Source organism: Microbispora bryophytorum, from assembly GCF_006874465.1.
Lineage (GTDB): Bacteria > Actinomycetota > Actinomycetes > Streptosporangiales > Streptosporangiaceae > Microbispora > Microbispora bryophytorum.
This window is the reverse complement of record NZ_VIRL01000014.1, coordinates 80,897-97,169: the sequence shown is the minus strand read 5'-3', so window position 1 is coordinate 97,169 and position 16,273 is coordinate 80,897. Positions and strand designations below refer to the sequence as shown.

Sequence of the window (16,273 nt, the reverse complement as noted above, 5' to 3'; positions counted from 1 at the left end):
GATTGGAACCCAGAGGAGGCTGACGTGAGCCTGCGGACGGCGCAGCGGGCGTCTCTCGTGGACCAGGTGATCGACCAGCTCAAGGAGCAGATCACCTCCGGCTCCTGGCAGATGAATGCCAAGATTCCCACCGAGACGGTGCTCGCCGAGCACCTCGGAGTCGGCAGGAACACTGTCCGTGAGGCGGTCCGCGCGTTGACCCACGCCGGGCTGCTTGAGTGTCGTCAGGGCGACGGCACGTACGTACGGGCCATCAGCGAGCTGTCGGGTGCGATGGCCAGGCGACTGCGCGCGGCCGAGCAACTGGAGATCCTGGAGGTCCGGCGCGCCCTGGAGGTCGAGGCGGCCCGGCTCGCGGCGACGCGGCGGACCGGCGCGGATGTCGCGTCCATCGAGGCAGCGCTGGCCGCACGCGAGAAGGCATGGTCGGACGGTGACCCCGAGGCGTTCGTCGAGTCCGACCTCGCCTTCCACGTGGCGGTCGTCGAGGCCACGCACAACAGGGTGCTGATCGACCTCTATGTCGACTTCTCTGCGGCGCTGCGGGCGAGCATCGCGGCGGCCGGCGGCTCCCTGGAGCAGAACTACATCCCTCACGACGCGATCGTGCGCGCGATCGTCGCCGGCGACGCCACCGCGGCCGAGCGGGCCGGTCACGCGTGCATGGAGCACATCCTCATCGCCCTCACCGACTCCGCCACCCTCACCTCCTGAGCCGCGCCCCTGACCACCGCCCGGCGGGTCCGTGCGAACGGCACCCGCGGGGCTCGATCAGGTGAGCGCAGTCAGCGGGTGAGCGCGGGCACGCTCAGCCGAGCCGCAGGGACATGACGAGGTAGCGGAAGCCGGGATCCTCGCCCTCGTCGGTGATCAGCGCGGGGCGGGTCGGCGAGTCCATGTGGATGCGCGCCCGCCCGGTCTCGACCCCCGCCAGCCCGTCGAGCAGGAAATGGGGTTGGAAGGCGATCTGGATGTCCGGGCCGTTCAGCTCGGCGTCGACGACCTCCGCGCCCCTGCCGATGTCACCGCCCCCGGCCTGGATCAGCGCCTGTCCCTGGGAGAACGACACGCGGACCGCGGCGTTGCGCTCGGCGACCAGCACGACGCGCTTGACGGCCTCCACGAACGGTCCCACCTCCACGTCCGCGTGGATCGTCCACTGCGCGGTCAGCCGGGACCGGTAGTCGATGAACTGGTCGTCCAGCAGCCGCACGGTCGTCGTGCGCCCCTGACTCTCGAAACCCGCCACGTTGTCGCCCAGGCCGATCGCCACCTCGCCGCCGCGCAGCGATCGGGCCACCTCGACCAGCACCCGGGCCGGCACGACCACGCCGTGCCCCGCGTCCTGCCGCTCGGGATGCCACAGGAACTCGGCGGCGGCGATGCGGTAGCGGTCGGTGGCGGCCATCGACACCCGCACGCCCTCGATGTCCACCCGGATGCCCGTCAGCATGGGCAGCGTGTCGTCGCGGCTCGCGGCGGCGGCCACCTGCCCGACCGCGGTGGCGAAGGCGCCCCCGCCCACGGCCCCCACCTTCGGCGGCATCGGCGGCATCGCGGGAAAGTCCTCGTCCGGCATCGTGATCAGCCCGAACTCCGCGCTGCCGCAGGTGAGCACCGCCTCCGACCCGCTCGTGACGATCTCGACGGGCCGGGCGGGCAGGCTCCGGGTGACCTCGGCCAGGACCTTCCCGGGGATCAGCACCCGCCCCGGCTCGGCGATGTCGGCCTCGACGTCGACGCGGGCCGAGACGTCGTAGTCGAAGGCGGACACCCGCAGGTCGTCGCCCGCCTCCAGCAGCAGGCCCGCGAGAACGGGCACCGCTGGCCGGGCGGGCAGCACCCGGGCCGCCCACGCCACCGCGTCGGCCAGAACATCGCGGTCAACCTGGAATTTCATCCCGACCTCCTGCCTGTGCCACGACTCGCTCCCAAAGTAGCGCCCGGCACCGACATTCCCGGCCCCTCAGGGCCTTCCCGGTCCTACTTGCTGTTGAGGAAGGCGAGCACGGCGAGGACGCGCCGGTTGTCGTCGTCGGAGGGCGCCAGGCCGAGCTTGGCGAAGATGCTCGCCGTGTGCTTGCCCACCGCGCTGTCGCTGAGGAACAGCCGCTGGCCGATCGCGGCGTTCGACCTGCCCTCGGCCATCAGTTCCAGCACCTCACGCTCCCGGGGGGTGAGGCGGCCGAGCGGTTCGTTGCGGGCGTTGCTCGCCAGGAGCCGGGCGATGACGTCGGGGTCCATGGCCGTCCCCCCGGCCGCGACCCGGCGTACGGCGTCGACGAACTGCTCGCCGTTGAACACCCGGTCCTTCAGCAGATAGCCGACGCCGCCGGACCCGTCGGCCAGCAACTCCCTGGCGTACAGCTGCTCGACGTGCTGGGAGAGCACGAGGACCGGCAGGCCGGGCACCTGCCGGCGCGCGGCCAGAGCGGCCTGCAGCCCCTCGTCGGTGAAGGTCGGTGGGAGCCGCACGTCCACGACGGCCACGTCGGGGCGCTCGCCGACCAGGGCGGCGAGCAACTCGGGGCCGGACTCGACCGCCGCGACGACCTCGAAGCCGTGGGCGCGCAGCAGAGCGACCAGACCCTCCCGCAGCAGGTGCAGGTCCTCGGCCAGCACTACCCGCACGCGCCGCCCTCCGCTTCCCTGGTTCGCGCCGTCGTCGCCAGCGCGACGGCCAGCAGGCCGCCGCCGAGCAGAATCATGCCCATGATGACCGGCCACTGGAAGGGCTCTGACACGCGCAGGCCGAGGAACCAGGACTTCACCGGCGATCCCATGAGCTTCAGCACCATCGCGACCAGCCCCTGCGGGAACAGCGGGATCGGCCACAGCGCCCAGCAGAGGCGGCCGAGGTAGCGCCACGGGGACAGCGGCGCCGGCCGCACCCGGAACGCCCGGGGCAACTCGATGACCGCCGTGGTCGGGCCGCCCGCCGGGCTGCTGACCGCGAGGACGCCGTCGAACGCCCCGAGCCTGCGCTCGATGCCGCGGAGGCCGGTGCCGCGCTCGGGGTCCGCGCCGCCGTGGCCGTCGTCGGTCACCGTCACGCGCAGCGACGGACCCTGCGTGCTCACATCCACCCACGCCTCGGTCGCGTCGCCGTGCCGGGCGGCGTTGGCCAGCAGCTCGCTCACCGCGAAGTAGGCCGCCGACTCCAGCGGCGCGGAGGCGCGCTCGGACAGGTCGATCGTGACGTGGGTGCGCAGCGGGCTGTCCAGGGCGAGGGCGCGTACGGCGTCGCCGAGGCCGCGCTCGGCCAGCACCGGGGGGTGGATGCCGCGCACCAGCCGCCGGATCTCCTGCAGCGCGGTCGCCGAGGCCTCCCTCGCCTTGCCGAGCAGCGCCCGGGCGGCCTGCGGGTCGCTTTCCAGCAGTTGCTCGGCCGCGCCGATGGTCATGCCGATCGCCACCAGGCGGGCCTGGGCGCCGTCGTGCAGGTCGCGCTCGATCCGGCGCAGCTCCGCCGCCTGCGAGTCGACGGCCTCGGTGCGTGCGGCGTCGAGACGGCTGACCCGCTGGGCCAGCCGGGCCTTCTCGGTGGGCCCCAGCAGCGCGGCGGCGACCTGGCCGTGGAGGCGCACGGCCCACGGCGCGTACCAGCGCCCGCCGATCACCGCGAGCAGGATCCAGGCCGCGCCCACCACCGGGTTGCCTCCGGCCGCCCACGCGACGCCGTACGCGGTCGCGAGCAGCGGAGCGGCGGCCGCGAAACCGCCGGCCAACGGCGCGGAGAGCAGGTAGGCGAGGTCGCGCCAGGTGGCGGGGTCCTTGGTCAGCCAATTCCACCGCTTGTTGAAGGCCGGGACAGTCGGCCGCTTGTACAGCGTGCGGCCGTCGCGATACCAGCCGTCGGCCTGCGGGACCGGCGGGGGCGGCTCGGGCCGGTACGGGTCGTCGATCGGTATGCCCGACCAGCGGGCGGCCAGTTCGCGTTGCAGCCGGGTCACGGCCCGCCCGAGCCGTACGGCCGGGGGAAAGACGATCACCAGGCCGACCAGGAAGGTGAGCAGCACCGCGGCCAGCATCACCAGGCCGGCGGCCAGGCCCGCCAGAGCGAGGCCGGCGAGGGCGGTGCTCCGTGCCAGGGCGGTGAGGGTCGAACGAGCCGAGGTCATGAGTTCAGTCTGGAGGCCGCCGCCGGGCCGGCACAGTGACCGAAGCCGCCCGATGGGGGTGGAGGAAAGTGCACCCCCATCGGGTCCGCAGCCGCATTCTCCGCGGAAAGTCCGGTTCCTAGCGTCGTGGCCATGGCAATCATCACCGTAGACCACCTACGGAAAACGTACGGAACGAAGGTGGCGGTCGAGGACGTGTCGTTCTCCGTGGAGGAGGGCGAGGTCTTCGGCATCGTGGGCCGCAACGGAGCGGGCAAGACGACGACGGTCGAGTGCGTCGCCGGGCTGCGCACCCCCACCGCGGGCACCGTCACCGTGGACGCGGACCTGAAGGAACAGGTCGGCGTGCAGCTCCAGGAGTGCTCGCTGCCCGACAAGATCCGGGTCGGGGAGGCGCTGGCGCTCTACGCCTCGTTCTACTCCCGTCCGGCCGGCTGGCGGGGTCTGGCCGAGGAGGCCGGGCTCGACCTCCGCGCGCCCTTCGGCAAGCTGTCGGGCGGGCAGCGCCAGCGGCTGTCGGTCGCGCTCGCGCTGGTCGGAAGCCCGCGCGTCGCGATACTCGACGAGCTCACCACCGGCCTCGATCCGCAGGCCCGCCGCGACACGTGGGACCTGGTCTCCCGGATCAGGGAACGCGGCGTGACCGTGCTGCTGGTGACCCACTTCATGGAGGAGGTGGAGCGCCTGTGCGACCGGGTCGCGGTCATCTCCCGGGGGCGGGTGCGGGCGGTGGACACCCCCGCCGGGCTGGTCGCCCGCGCCGGCGGCGAGCAGCGTCTGATCTTTCACACCGACGATCCCGTCGACCGTCTGCGGGCGCTGCCCGAGGTGGCGTCCGTCACGGTCGCCGCCGGCAGGAACGCCGGCACGGGCGCCGACGGGAGCGGCGTGGAGGTCACCGTGACCGGCAGCGGTGACGTGCTGAGCGCCGTCGCCGCCGTGCTGCCGCCGTCCCGCACCCGCGGGCTGCGCATGGAGCGCACCACCCTCGACGACGCGTTCCTCGTTCTCACCGGCAAGGAGGAGTCATGACGAAGACCTTCGGAAAGCTCGCGGCCGTGGAGGCCCGGCTCTTCCTCCGCGAGCCGATGGCGGTGTTCTTCGCCATCGTGCTGCCGGTGGGACTGCTGCTGGGGCTCGGCACGACGATCCCCGGCTTCCGCGACGCGGATCCGTCGCTGGGCGGGCAGCGGCTCGTAGACGCGCCCTTCACGGCGATGATGGTGCTCCTGTCGATCGTGACGCTCGCGCTCAGCGTGCTGCCGGGCAGCCTGGTCGTCTACCGGGAACGCGGCGTGCTGCGGCGGCTGTCCACCACGCCGGTGCGTCCGAGCGCGCTGCTGGCGGCCCAGCTGCTGATCAACGTGGTCGTGGCCGTGGTCGCCACCACGCTGACGCTGGTGCTGGGTCACCTCGTCCTCGGGGTGCCGTTGCCCGGCTCGCCCGGGACGTTCGCCGTGGTCTTCGTCCTCGGTTCGCTCACCATGCTCGCCATCGGCCTGCTGCTGGCCGCTGTGGCGCCGAACGCCCGGGTCGTGCAGGGAGTGGGCTCGGCTCTCATGTTCCCCCTGCTGTTCCTCGCGGGAATGTGGCTGCCCCGGCCGCTCATGCCGGAAATCCTGCGCCGGATCAGCGACTTCACGCCCACGGGCGCCTTCGGGCAGGGACTGATGGACGCCCTGGGCGGGCACGCCCCCCAGCCGCTCCACCTCGCCGTACTGGCGGGCTGGGCGCTGGCCGCCGGTCTGGCCGCGGCCCGGTTGTTCCGGTGGCAGTAGCCGGGCCGATGCCGCCCGGCGCCTACCTGGCAGGTAATCGCCGGGCCGCCCGGCGAGCCGATAGCGTCGCGGACGTGACCGTCGCCACCCTTCACCAGCGGCCGTTCGGCGAGCTCCTGCGCCAGTGGCGCGAGCACCGGCGACTGAGCCAGCTCGAACTGTCCAACCAGGCGGAGATCTCCACCCGGCACATCAGCTTCCTGGAGACCGGCCGGGCCACCCCGAGCCGCGACATGGTGCTCCACCTCTCCGAACACCTGGACCTCCCGCTCCGCGAGCGCAACCACCTGCTGCTGACCGCCGGATACGCCCCCGTCTACACCGAGTCGCCGCTCGACTCGCCGGGCATGGCGGCGGTCTGCGAGGCGATCCGGCGCCTGCTGTCGGCCCACGACCCCTATCCGGCCCTGGTGGTGGACCGCGCCTGGGACCTCGTCGACGCCAACGAGGGCATCGCGCTGCTGGCCGAGGGCGTGGACCCCGACCTGCTGAGCAACGTGCTGCGGGCGAGCCTGCACCCCGAGGGGCTGGCTCCCCACATCCTCAACCTGGGCGAGTGGCGGGCTCACCTGCTCGGCCGGCTGCGCCGGCAGATCACGCTCACCGCCGACCCCCGGCTCGCCGAGCTGTACGCCGAGCTGCGCGGCTACCCCTGCGACCAGCCCGAGCCCGAGGTGGAGCTGCCCGGCCCCGGAGACATCCTCGTGCCGTTGCGGGTGCGCCGGGCCGGGCGGGAGCTGTCGTTCTTCAGCATCGTGGCGACCTTCGGCACCCCGCTCGACGTCACGGTCTCCGAGCTGGCCATCGAGTCGTTCTACCCGGCCGACTCCGTGACGGCGGCCTTCCTCCGCGACACCTCTTCGTGATCATCCGGCGTCCGTGCGGCGATACGGCCCTGCCACAATTCCCGCAAAAGGATCAGGGGAGGAGACCCGGGTGGCCGCACGGGTGCTGGACAACACGTTCCACGTGGACGCCGCGCCGGAAGAGGTCTTCGAGCACCTCACGACGCCCGAGAGCTACATCGGTCTGTCGCCGCTCGTGGTCGCCGTACGGAACGTCGACCGGTCCGAGCCGGGAGTGGTGCGCTACACCTCGATCGAGCGGTTCCGCTTCCTCGGCCTGAAGTACGACAACCCCATCGCCGTCACGCTGCTGACCGAGCGCCTGGCCGAGAAGCTGTCCGTACGGGGACAGGTGGACAGCCCCGGCGGCGTGCGGATGGGCTATCGGTTCGACCTGTCCCCGGAGGCCGACGGCACACGGGTGGACGACCGGCTGGATCTGAGCGCGCCGTGGCTCGTGGTGGGATTCGCGGCGGGCCAGGCGCGGAAGGTGCAGCTCGCCCGGGCCCGGATCCTCGCCGAACGGATGTCCGGGCGGTCCACGCGCGGTTCGTGAAGGACTCCAGCGAAGCCGCGCGTGAGAAGCTGGAGCTCCCATCATCCGCCCGGAGGCATCACATGCTCGTGCTGGCGCACGTCAGTGACATCCACATCGACGGAAGCGAGCGGAACACCTCGCGTGCCGCCCGCGCGCTCACCTACGCGCGGTCGCTGCGCCCCGACGCGATCGTGCTCACCGGCGACCTGGCGGACCACGGCACGACGGAGGAGTACGAGACCGTCCGCGAGCTGATCGCCGGCGACGACGTGCCGCTCGTGCTGTGCCCGGGCAACCACGACGCCCGCGGCGACCTCCGCAAGGTCCTGCTGGAGCAGGACGGCGACCACCCGGTCAACCAGGCGCTCAACCTCGACCATGCGACGATCGCGCTGTGCGACTCCAGCATCCCCGGCCGGCCCGAGGGCGCGCTGGACGACGACACCCTGGCCTGGCTCGACTCCGTGCTCGCCGCCACGCCCGGCGTCCCCGCCTTCGTCGGCATGCACCACCCGCCCGTCGCGCTCGGCATCCCGTACGTGGACGGCATCCGGCTCGGGCGGCCGGAGGGGCTGGCCGAGGTCCTGGGCCGCCACCCGCACGCCATCGCGGTGCTGGCCGGGCACGCCCACACGGCGGCGGCGACGACGTTCGCCGGGCTGCCGCTGCTGGTCGCGCCGGGGGTGGTCAGCACCGCGCTGCTGCCGTCCGAGACCTCGGCGCACCCCCCGGTCGACCGCGACCTGCCGCCGGCCATCGCCCTGCACGTGCTCGACGACGGCCGCGTCACCACCCACTTCCGGCCCGTGCCCTAGCTAGGTGCCCCCGGCCAGGCACGACGCAGATCCACGGCGCTTCCACCTGCGGCTCCAAGGTGGCCATGGGAGGTGCGTGGATGATGCAGTGCCCGGGACGTTCGTGATGTTCTGCCCGACGGACCAGCTCGCTGCGGAGCAGCCGCACCAACGCACATCGCGCGTTACATGTGGTCAGGATCGTTGGCGCCGCACAAGCGCATCACCGAGGCCCGGAAATTCCTGGCCGCCCCCCGTGCGTCCAAGCGGCCGGCGCGGATGTGACGGTCGGCGGCGTGGCCGAGCGCGATCGTCGCCGCGACCAACCAGCCGGTCTCCAGATCAGTCGCGAACTCGCCACTGTCGCGGCCGCGACGGATCAGGCTCTCCAAGCTCTCCTCGACCAGCAGGTGATGCGACTCGTCTTCCTCCTCGGTGGCATCCCCATGACCAACTGCCGCCTGCTCGGTCAGCAGTGTTCCGGCTGCGGTGAGAAAACGGCCGAGAGCTTCGGTGGCGGTACCTGCCGCGAGATCAGCGGCGTCCAGCACGGCGAACGCACGGCGGCTCAGCTCGTCACGCACCGCCGCAAGTAGCGCCTCGCGGGTCCCGAAGTGCACATACGCGGTCTGCCGCGTCACACCGGCCATGGATGCGATCTCCGCCATGCTCGCCTCCGGATGCTGGGCGAGAACCCGGATCGCCGCCGACACCAGCGCGTCACGGTTGCGGGCAACCTCCACCCGCTGACGCCGCCGCCTTATATCTGACACGGTTGACAATTATAATGACAACGCTAATGCTGACAACCATGTCAGAGATAACTGAGCAGGCAGCACGCCGTCTTCTGATCGACTACACCCGCGACATGGCCCTTTCCGACGAAGACCCCGAGCGGATCGTGGACCGCACCATGACCGCCGACGCGGTCTGGGTAACCGACGGCACAACGCTCACCCGCGACCAATTGGTCGGCCATGCGGCCCCGGCACGCAAGAACGTCACCTCCATCGAGATGCGAATCGACGACCTCTTCGTCAACGGCCATGAGTTCGCCGCACGCTGCTGCCTCATAACAGAGCACCGCAAGCGCGGACACGTGGTGATCGACTGGATCCTGATCGGCGACGTCGCCGACGACGGCCGGGTGCGGCGCATCCACCAGCTCGGTCGCACCGCCTAGCACTCCCTCCGTCTACGAGCAGCTCGGCCTCGGAATCAAGGCCCGAGGTGTCGCTGTCGCGCCGCGGGAGGTCACCGCGGATCGAACGGCGAGATCACGCAGACGGTGCGGTGCGGGAGAAGGACATCGCCTGGCACGTGGGCAACTGGGGGCGGACGCCGTCCGGGTCACCCGGGTCTGACCCCAGTGCGCGTCCGTACGGCTCACGCGCGGAGGATGTCGCCGGGGATGTCGCCGGAGACCTCGTCGGGAATCCACGAGCCGTGGAATCCGGCCGGCACCCGGCGCGGCAGCCGTACGGACGCCACCTGGGCCAGGTCGGCGGCGTCGAGCACGAGCAGCTCGGCGCCGTGCTCGGTGCCCGCGATCGACAGCAGCCAGCCGTCGTCCTCGGCCTCGGCGCCCGAGGCGGGGACGAACACCGCCTCGCCCGGCGAGCGCTCGCCCGTCTGGTGCGCCCGGCTCGTGCCGGTCGTCGTGTCGTATTTCACGATCGCGCCCTTGCTGACCGCGTAGATGTAACGGCTGGTCAGACCGGTGCGCGTCTCGTTGATCGTGGGGAACTCGACGTCCAGGTCGTCGAGCGGCTCGTCCTTCGCGACTCCGGTGGCGGGGTCGAGCGTCCAGCGGTGCAGGGCCGCGCCCCCGGTGTGGGCGGCCGGGTTGACCGCGCCGCCGATCGTCGGCCAGAAGCCGCAGAACGCCCCCGGCGAGTAGCGCACCGCGTCGACGACGACGCGCCCGCGCTCGTCCTCGCTCGCGTTGCCCACGTGGAAGACGTAGCAGGGGTCGATCTCGAACCACCGCACGTCACCGGTCCCGCGGCTCATCACGCCCAGCCGCGCGCCGTACGCGTCGTCCCACCGGTACGGCATGCCGCGGCCCACCAGGTCGAGGTCGAAGACGACCGGCAGGTCGAGCCACACCACGTGGTTCTCGGTGATCGCGAAGTCGTGGGCCATGGTGGGGCCGGGCACGTCCACCGGCCGGCTCTCCACCAGCTCGCCGGCCGCGGACAGACGATGGTAGGTGAGGTAGGGCTCGGCCCAGCCGTACCCGAAGAAGTGCAACTCCCCGGTGATCGGGTCCTCCTTCGGGTGCGCGGTCATCGCCGTGGCCAGCCGCCCGCCGAAGTCGCAGGGGCCGGCCGTGTCGAGCTCCGGCGTCATCTCGTACGGCAGGCCGTTCTCGACAAGCGCGAGGATCTTGTCTGCGTGCCGGATCACGTGGGTGTTGGCGGGGACGGCCGCGAGGTCGACGCCGCGCTCGTGCACGTACGGCGAGCCGGCCAGGCGCGTGGTGCGGACCCAGCGGTTGCGGTACCACTCGGCCCGTCCGTTACGCAGCCGGACGCCGTGGATCATGCCGTGGCCGACGAACCAGTGCCCGCCGTCCTCGCCCGGGCGGGGGTTGGGGCCGTTGCGGAAGTAGCGGCCGGTGAGCTCGGGCGGGAGCGCGCCCTCGATCGGCAGGTCGATCGCGTCGATCTCGTCGGGGACGGGGGCGAGGCGGCCGGTCAGGTAGGAGGCGGTCATCTCGGTGATTCCCTTCAGGCGGCGTAGCGGGCGCGGACGATCCGGGGGTAGCGGACGGTGAACAGGGCGGGGAGCGCGAAGCCGCAGACCTTCACCGCGATGATCGCGGCGGTGGCGTGCGGGGCGAAGGCGAACAGCAGGGCGAGGCCGACGGCGTTGAGGGTGAAGCCCACCGCCCACACGGCGGTGATGACGGCGTTGACGCGGTGGAACATCGGGGTCGCGTGCACCTCGGGAGCGGTCGTCCTGCGGGCGATGCCCAGCGTGAACGGCTTGCCGATGGCCAGCGACCCCCAGGCGGTGAGAGCCAGCCAGGCCACCGAGACGGCCGGGCCGTACTCGCCGAAGGGCGCCGGTGTGACCGTGAACGCGGCGAGCGCCAGACCGGCGAAGAACGCCCCCGAGCTGAGCTCGATCACCATCTCGTCCCAGCCGCGCCCCGCCCTGCGGTCGACGGCGAGCAGCACGATCGCCACCAGGAGCGCGGCCGCGGCTCCGAACCTGGCCTCGCCGTTCGTGCTGAGAACGGCGAAGGCGATCCACGGGAGGAAGGTGAGGACGTAGCGGAGCACCGGGGGGTTCCTTAGGCTCGACATTCCATCAGTGACATGTCGAACGTAGAACGTCCGTTATCGACATGTCAACACAGGAAGGTAAGATCGAGCCCATGAGCCTTCGTCATGCCGTGCTCGGCCTTCTGTCGGCCGGGCCCGCCAGCGGTTACGACCTGCTGAAGACCTTCGAGCTGTCGCTGGAGAACGTCTGGCCCGCGACGCAGAGCCAGCTCTACGCCGAGCTCGGCCGACTGGCTCAGGAAGGGCTGGTGCGGGTCGCGGCGGAGGGCCCGCGCGGGCGGAAGGAATACGAGATCACCGAGGAGGGCCGGGCCGAGCTACGCCACTGGCTGGTCGAGGTGTCGCCGGCCGTGAACCGGCGCAGCGACATGCTGCTGCGGGTCTTCTTCCTCGACCAGGTCGGCACCGGCGCCGCCCGCGGCTACCTGGAGCGGCTCGCCGAGCGTGCCGTCCACGAGCACGACCAGCTCCTCGGCATCCGCGAGTTCGTCATCGGCCAGGGCGACGACGCGCTGCGGCTGTACGGCGACATCGCGCTGGAGTGGGGCCTGCGCCTGACCGCCGCGCAGCGCGAGTGGGCCGAGTGGGCCGCCGGACGGGTGGCGGCCCTGGAGCAGGAGAAGGCACCGGAGCAGGAGAAGGCACTGGAACAGAAATAGGTTGGGCAGGCCGGGGAGCGTCAGTGAGTGGCCATGTCCACGAAGCGGCTGTAGTGGCCCTGGAAGGCCACCGTGACCGTGGCCGTGGGGCCGTTTCGGTGCTTGGCCACGATCAGGTCCGCCTCGCCCGCGCGCGGCGACTCCCGCTCGTACGCGTCCTCCCGATGCAGCAGGATGACCATGTCGGCGTCCTGCTCGATGGAGCCCGATTCACGCAGGTCTGACACTTGCGGACGCTTGTCCGTACGCTGCTCGGGACCACGGTTGAGCTGGGAGATCGCGATGACCGGCACCTCGAGCTCCTTGGCCAGCAGCTTCAGCGCCCGGGACAGCTCCGAGACCTCCTGCTGACGGCTCTCGGTCTTCTTGGGCGAGCTCATGAGCTGGAGATAGTCGACGATCACGAAGCGCAGGTCGTGACGCTGCTTGAGGCGGCGGCACTTGGCCCGGATCTCCATCATCGACATGTTCGGGGAGTCGTCGATGAACAGCGGCGCCTCGGCGACCTCGCCCATCCGGCGGGCCATCCGCGTCCAGTCGTCGTCGCTCATCGTGCCCGAGCGCATGGTGTGCAGCGCCACCCGCGCCTCCGCCGACAGCAGACGCATGGTGATCTCGTTGCGCGACATTTCCAGCGAGAAGACGACAGTGGTCATCCCATGCTTGATCGCCGCAGATCTGGCGAAATCCAGACCAAGGGTGCTGTTATGGGTGGGGATCCACGTTCGCCCAGCCAGGTACATGTGATCGGCGTTGTCCACCTCGACGCAACGCACCGGCACCGACATCACCGGGCGAACGTCGGTGATGATGCGGTACGTCGCTTTGGGGTGGGCGCTTGTGTTCACGCGGGCGTTCTTGCGGCTCAGCCGGAAAACCTTGTCGGAGGGCGTGAATGTGATCGTGTAGCTCGTCGAGCTGGCTTCAGTGCGCCCCTGCACCCTCTTGGAGGTCAAGGTCGCTTTGTAGCCCAGGCTCAGGACGAGTTCCCAGACGTCCTCCGCCAGGCGGCGGTTCGTCACAGCGAACTGGACCGTCCCCGAGGCGTTGATGTAGCCGTCGGTGTCCAACAGCCCCGCCAGGAGCGCCCTGCGCTGCTCCTCAGACGCGCGCAGATACTCGCTGGGGATGTGCTTGTCACCCAGCACGCCCAGCTTCCTCAGCAGTGCGCCCATAGTGCCGTGGTCGTCGCGACACGCCTGGCACTGGCGGAGCCCGCTCGACGGGCCGCCGCAGTCGGGACACCTGGGCGGCTGCGAGGGGCCGTGTTCGGAGTTCTTCGACCGGCCGCCGCATGACCTACCGCACGTGCGTACCTGCGCTGTCTTGGGCGTGAACGGCTGTCGGCACACGATGCACGGTCGTTCGGCGATCGGCTCCGGCTCGGGCAGCAGCATCGCGTACAGCAGCCCGCCACGGTGCTCCACCCGGAGACCTTCGGCGGCCACATGTTCGGCGATCTCCGGGTCCCCTGTGGTGAATCTGGCACCGTTGGAGTGGCCGTCTCCGAGCCAGACGCCCAGCGCGTACGGAGGGATCAGCAGGTCAGAGGCGGGAAGGTCCATCGGGCGGGCGTTGGCGACGGTGTGATTGAGCCGCTTGTCCGCCGTGTCGCATCGCAGCGTCGCGGCGATCTCCTCCGTCGTTCGCACTTCGGGGAACGTCCGCTGGTTGCGGTATCGGTTGTAGCCAGTCGCGGCAGCCTGCGCCGATCTGCGTGATGCGCGCGTGTCGGTGAGCCACTGGTGCTGGGCGTCGGCCACGATGACCGTGCCGTCACTGAACTCGACTTCGTAGCAGGGCCTGTCCACCATGACGTCCGTGGCGGCGACGACACGCGTCGGGCGGCCGTCGGCGCCGATGAGGTAGTCACCGAGCTTTACCTCGCCCATCGTGGTCCACCCGTCGGGCGTGGGCAGCGGTGTGTCGAGGGCCAACGCTTTTCCGATCGCAGGACGCGCGGCGACGACGATCATCTGGCCGGGGTGGAGGCCGTTGGTCAGGGCGTCGAGGTCCTGGAAGCCGGTCGGGACGCCGACCATCTGGCCGCTGCGGCTGCCGATGGCCTCGATCTCGTCCAGCGCAGACGGCATGATCTCCGACAGCGGGAGGTAGTCCTCGGACGTGCGGCGCTCGGTGACCTTGTAGATCTCGGCCTGCGCGCGGTCGACCAGGTCGTCGACCTCCTCGCCCTGGCCGCCGTACCCGTAGGAGACGATGCGGGTGCCGGCCTCGATGAGGCGGCGCAGGACGGCCTGCTCGCGGACGATCTTCGCGTAGTAGCCGGCGTTCGCGGCGGTGGGCACGATCGCGGTCAGCGTGTGCAGGTAGGCGCCGCCACCGACCCGGGCGACCTCGCCGCGTTTTTGCAACTCGTCGAAGACGGTCACCGAGTCGGCGGGCTCGCCCCGGCCGTACAGGTCGGTGATCACCTCGAAGACGATCTGGTGGGCCGGCCGGTAGAAGTCGTCGGCGCGCAGCACCTCGATGACGTCGGCGATGGCGTCCTTGGACAGCAGCATGCCGCCCAGCACCGACTGCTCGGCCTCGATGTTGTGCGGCGGCGTCCGCTCGAACATCGAATCGGAGCCTCCCGGTCCCCCCGGGAAGTCGAGCACGCTCACCCTCACACCCCCTGCCCAGCGGTCACAGCAACCCCAACCCGGTGCGCAAGTCTCCTCGGCCCCAGGGCCGGACGGCAACTCGACCGGTGGACAATCCTGTGGACAACGTGTGCAGTCCGCTCCCATGGCATGGGAAAACCCTGGGGACGACCCTGTGGACAGCGCGGTGACCACATCGGGAAAGCCCGCTCCCACCTGGGATTTCGATATCCACGGCCTGTGGAGGAAAGAAAGTCACCGGAGATTTGTGATACCGATCGAGCATGGGTCCGTAAGCCGCAAACTAGATTTATGCCACTTACCTCCGCAACGGGACACGGCCGTGCCCACGACAGGGAGATCCTCAGGCTCGCGATCCCGGCGTTCGGGGCGTTGGTGGCCGAGCCGCTCTTCCTGCTCACCGACTCCGTCATCGTCGGCCGCCTCCCCGATCCTGCGCTCGGCGCTCTCGGTGTGGCCAGCGCCGCCCTGTCGGCCCTCGTCGGGCTGTGCGTGTTCCTCGCGTACGCCACCACGGCCGCGGTCGCGCGGAGGCTGGGGGCGGGGGACGTCAGGCAGGCGATGCGCCAGGGGATGGACGGCCTGTGGCTGGCCGCGATCATCGGCCTGGCCGTCAGTGTGGCGTGCTGGCCTCTTGCTCCATTTATCGTACACCTGTTCGGAGCGACGGGCCAGCTCGCCGCGCAGGCCGTCTCCTATCTGCGCATCAGCCTCCTCGGCATCCCCGGCATGCTGCTGGTCCTCGCCGGCACCGGCGTCCTGCGCGGGCTGCAGGACACCCGCACGCCGCTGGCCGTGTCGGTCGCCTCGTTCACGCTGAACGCGCTGCTCAACATCTGGTTCGTGCTCGGCCTCGGCTGGGGGATCGCCGGGTCCGCCTGGGGCACGGTCGCCGCGCAGTCCCTGGCCGCCGCGGTCTACCTCGCGCTGGTCGTGCGGACCGCCCGCGCGCACGGCGCCTCGCTGCTGCCCGACCTCGCCGGGGTGCGGGCCGCCGGCGCCGCGGGGTTCGCCCTGGTCGTCCGTACGGCATGCCTGCAGGCCGTGCTGCTCGTCGCCACCTCGCTCGCCACACGGATGGGCGACGACCAGATCGGCGCGCATACGATCGCCACCCGGATCTGGACGTTCCTCGCCTTCGCCCTCGACGCCATCGCCATCGCGGGGCAGGCCATCACGGGCCGCGCCCTGGGCTCGGGCGACACCGCGGGCACTCGGGCGGCCACCCGGCGCATGGTCGTGTGGGGCGTCGGGTGCGGCGTCGCGTTCTGCGCGGCCGTCCTGCTGGCGCGCCCCCTGGTCCCCGCCCTGTTCGACGCGTATGGCGAGACGGCCGCCGAGCTGCTCGCCGTGCTGTGGCCGGTCGCGCTCCTGCAGCCGGTCGCGGGCGTCGTGTTCGTCCTCGACGGGGTCCTCATCGGGGCGGGCGACCAGCGCTACCTGGCCTGGGCGGGGCTGTGGACGACGCTGGCCTACCTGCCGTTCGCCGCCGTCGCCGGCAGCCTGGTCGGCCTGTGGCTCGCGCTGGGCGCCTGGATGGCCGCCCGGCTCGTCACGCTCGCGCTTCGCGCGTACGGCACCGCCTGGATGGTCACCGGCGCCTCGCGGACCGCCGCCTGAC

At 71.2% G+C, this 16,273-nt stretch carries 16 protein-coding genes; 9 read left to right on the top strand and 7 right to left on the bottom strand.

Annotation, left to right across the window (positions count from 1 at the left end; translation table 11 throughout):
• Positions 1 to 24 precede the first annotated feature (24 nt).
• Entirely contained in the window at positions 25 to 714 is a 690-nt protein-coding gene (locus tag FLX07_RS23630; RefSeq protein WP_142573449.1) for a FadR/GntR family transcriptional regulator, read from the top strand.
• Positions 715 to 808: 94 nt separating this feature from the next.
• Here FLX07_RS23630 and dnaN read toward each other — a convergent pair whose 3' ends face one another.
• From dnaN to FLX07_RS23615, 3 genes are all read right to left on the bottom strand, one after another.
• Positions 809 to 1,900 carry a DNA polymerase III subunit beta gene (gene dnaN / locus FLX07_RS23625; RefSeq protein ID WP_142573447.1) on the bottom strand — a complete coding sequence of 364 codons (1,092 nt, stop codon included), beginning with the start codon at positions 1,898 to 1,900 and terminating at the stop codon, positions 809 to 811.
• A gap of 83 nt (positions 1,901 to 1,983) precedes the next feature.
• Positions 1,984 to 2,631: a response regulator transcription factor gene (locus tag FLX07_RS23620; RefSeq protein ID WP_142573445.1), complete on the bottom strand. Its 648-nt coding sequence runs from the start codon at positions 2,629 to 2,631 to the stop codon at positions 1,984 to 1,986.
• Entirely contained in the window at positions 2,622 to 4,121 is a 1,500-nt protein-coding gene (locus FLX07_RS23615; protein WP_142573443.1) for a sensor histidine kinase, read from the bottom strand. Before FLX07_RS23615 ends, FLX07_RS23620 begins: the two co-directional genes overlap by 10 nt.
• A gap of 132 nt (positions 4,122 to 4,253) precedes the next feature.
• Here FLX07_RS23615 and FLX07_RS23610 point away from each other — a divergent pair, with 132 nt between their 5' ends.
• The 5 genes from FLX07_RS23610 to FLX07_RS23590 all read left to right on the top strand — a co-directional run bounded on the left by FLX07_RS23610 (position 4,254) and on the right by FLX07_RS23590 (position 8,097).
• Positions 4,254 to 5,153: an ABC transporter ATP-binding protein gene (locus FLX07_RS23610; RefSeq protein WP_142573441.1), complete on the top strand. Its 900-nt coding sequence runs from the start codon at positions 4,254 to 4,256 to the stop codon at positions 5,151 to 5,153.
• Complete coding sequence (locus FLX07_RS23605) at positions 5,150 to 5,899, top strand: ABC transporter permease (RefSeq protein WP_142573439.1); 750 nt, start codon at positions 5,150 to 5,152, stop codon at positions 5,897 to 5,899. The genes FLX07_RS23610 and FLX07_RS23605 overlap by 4 nt, the downstream gene beginning before the upstream one ends.
• 74 nt (positions 5,900 to 5,973) lie before the next feature.
• Positions 5,974 to 6,765: a helix-turn-helix domain-containing protein gene (locus tag FLX07_RS23600; protein WP_229689482.1), complete on the top strand. Its 792-nt coding sequence runs from the start codon at positions 5,974 to 5,976 to the stop codon at positions 6,763 to 6,765.
• A gap of 70 nt (positions 6,766 to 6,835) precedes the next feature.
• Positions 6,836 to 7,300, top strand: a complete 465-nt coding sequence (locus FLX07_RS23595; RefSeq protein ID WP_142573437.1) for an SRPBCC family protein — start codon at positions 6,836 to 6,838, stop codon at positions 7,298 to 7,300.
• A gap of 62 nt (positions 7,301 to 7,362) precedes the next feature.
• Positions 7,363 to 8,097 carry a metallophosphoesterase gene (locus FLX07_RS23590; protein ID WP_142573436.1) on the top strand — a complete coding sequence of 245 codons (735 nt, stop codon included), beginning with the start codon at positions 7,363 to 7,365 and terminating at the stop codon, positions 8,095 to 8,097.
• Between the two features lie 164 nt (positions 8,098 to 8,261).
• On the opposite strand, the gene FLX07_RS23585 is transcribed toward FLX07_RS23590, so the two are convergent.
• Entirely contained in the window at positions 8,262 to 8,819 is a 558-nt protein-coding gene (locus tag FLX07_RS23585) for a TetR/AcrR family transcriptional regulator (RefSeq protein WP_167748368.1), read from the bottom strand.
• Between the two features lie 56 nt (positions 8,820 to 8,875).
• Here FLX07_RS23585 and FLX07_RS23580 point away from each other — a divergent pair, with 56 nt between their 5' ends.
• Entirely contained in the window at positions 8,876 to 9,259 is a 384-nt protein-coding gene (locus FLX07_RS23580; protein WP_139575497.1) for a nuclear transport factor 2 family protein, read from the top strand.
• 203 nt (positions 9,260 to 9,462) lie between these two features.
• Here the strand turns inward: FLX07_RS23580 and FLX07_RS23575 are convergent, their stop codons facing one another.
• Both FLX07_RS23575 and FLX07_RS23570 read right to left on the bottom strand, forming a co-directional pair.
• Positions 9,463 to 10,794, bottom strand: coding sequence for a carotenoid oxygenase family protein (locus FLX07_RS23575; RefSeq protein ID WP_189104872.1), 1,332 nt, complete (start codon positions 10,792 to 10,794; stop codon positions 9,463 to 9,465).
• A 14-nt stretch (positions 10,795 to 10,808) separates the two neighbouring features.
• Positions 10,809 to 11,366 (bottom strand): hypothetical protein, encoded by a 558-nt coding sequence (locus FLX07_RS23570; RefSeq protein WP_208762351.1) that lies wholly within the window; start codon positions 11,364 to 11,366, stop codon positions 10,809 to 10,811.
• Between the two features lie 95 nt (positions 11,367 to 11,461).
• On the opposite strand from FLX07_RS23570, the gene FLX07_RS23565 reads away from it, so the two are divergent.
• Complete coding sequence (locus FLX07_RS23565; protein WP_142573430.1) at positions 11,462 to 12,028, top strand: PadR family transcriptional regulator; 567 nt, start codon at positions 11,462 to 11,464, stop codon at positions 12,026 to 12,028.
• A 20-nt stretch (positions 12,029 to 12,048) separates the two neighbouring features.
• Here the strand turns inward: FLX07_RS23565 and dnaB are convergent, their stop codons facing one another.
• Positions 12,049 to 14,652, bottom strand: a complete 2,604-nt coding sequence (gene dnaB, locus FLX07_RS23560) for a replicative DNA helicase (RefSeq protein ID WP_482808819.1) — start codon at positions 14,650 to 14,652, stop codon at positions 12,049 to 12,051.
• Positions 14,653 to 14,943: 291 nt separating this feature from the next.
• Here dnaB and FLX07_RS23555 point away from each other — a divergent pair, with 291 nt between their 5' ends.
• Positions 14,944 to 16,272 (top strand): MATE family efflux transporter, encoded by a 1,329-nt coding sequence (locus FLX07_RS23555; RefSeq protein ID WP_142573428.1) that lies wholly within the window; start codon positions 14,944 to 14,946, stop codon positions 16,270 to 16,272.
• Position 16,273: the final 1 nt, after the last annotated feature.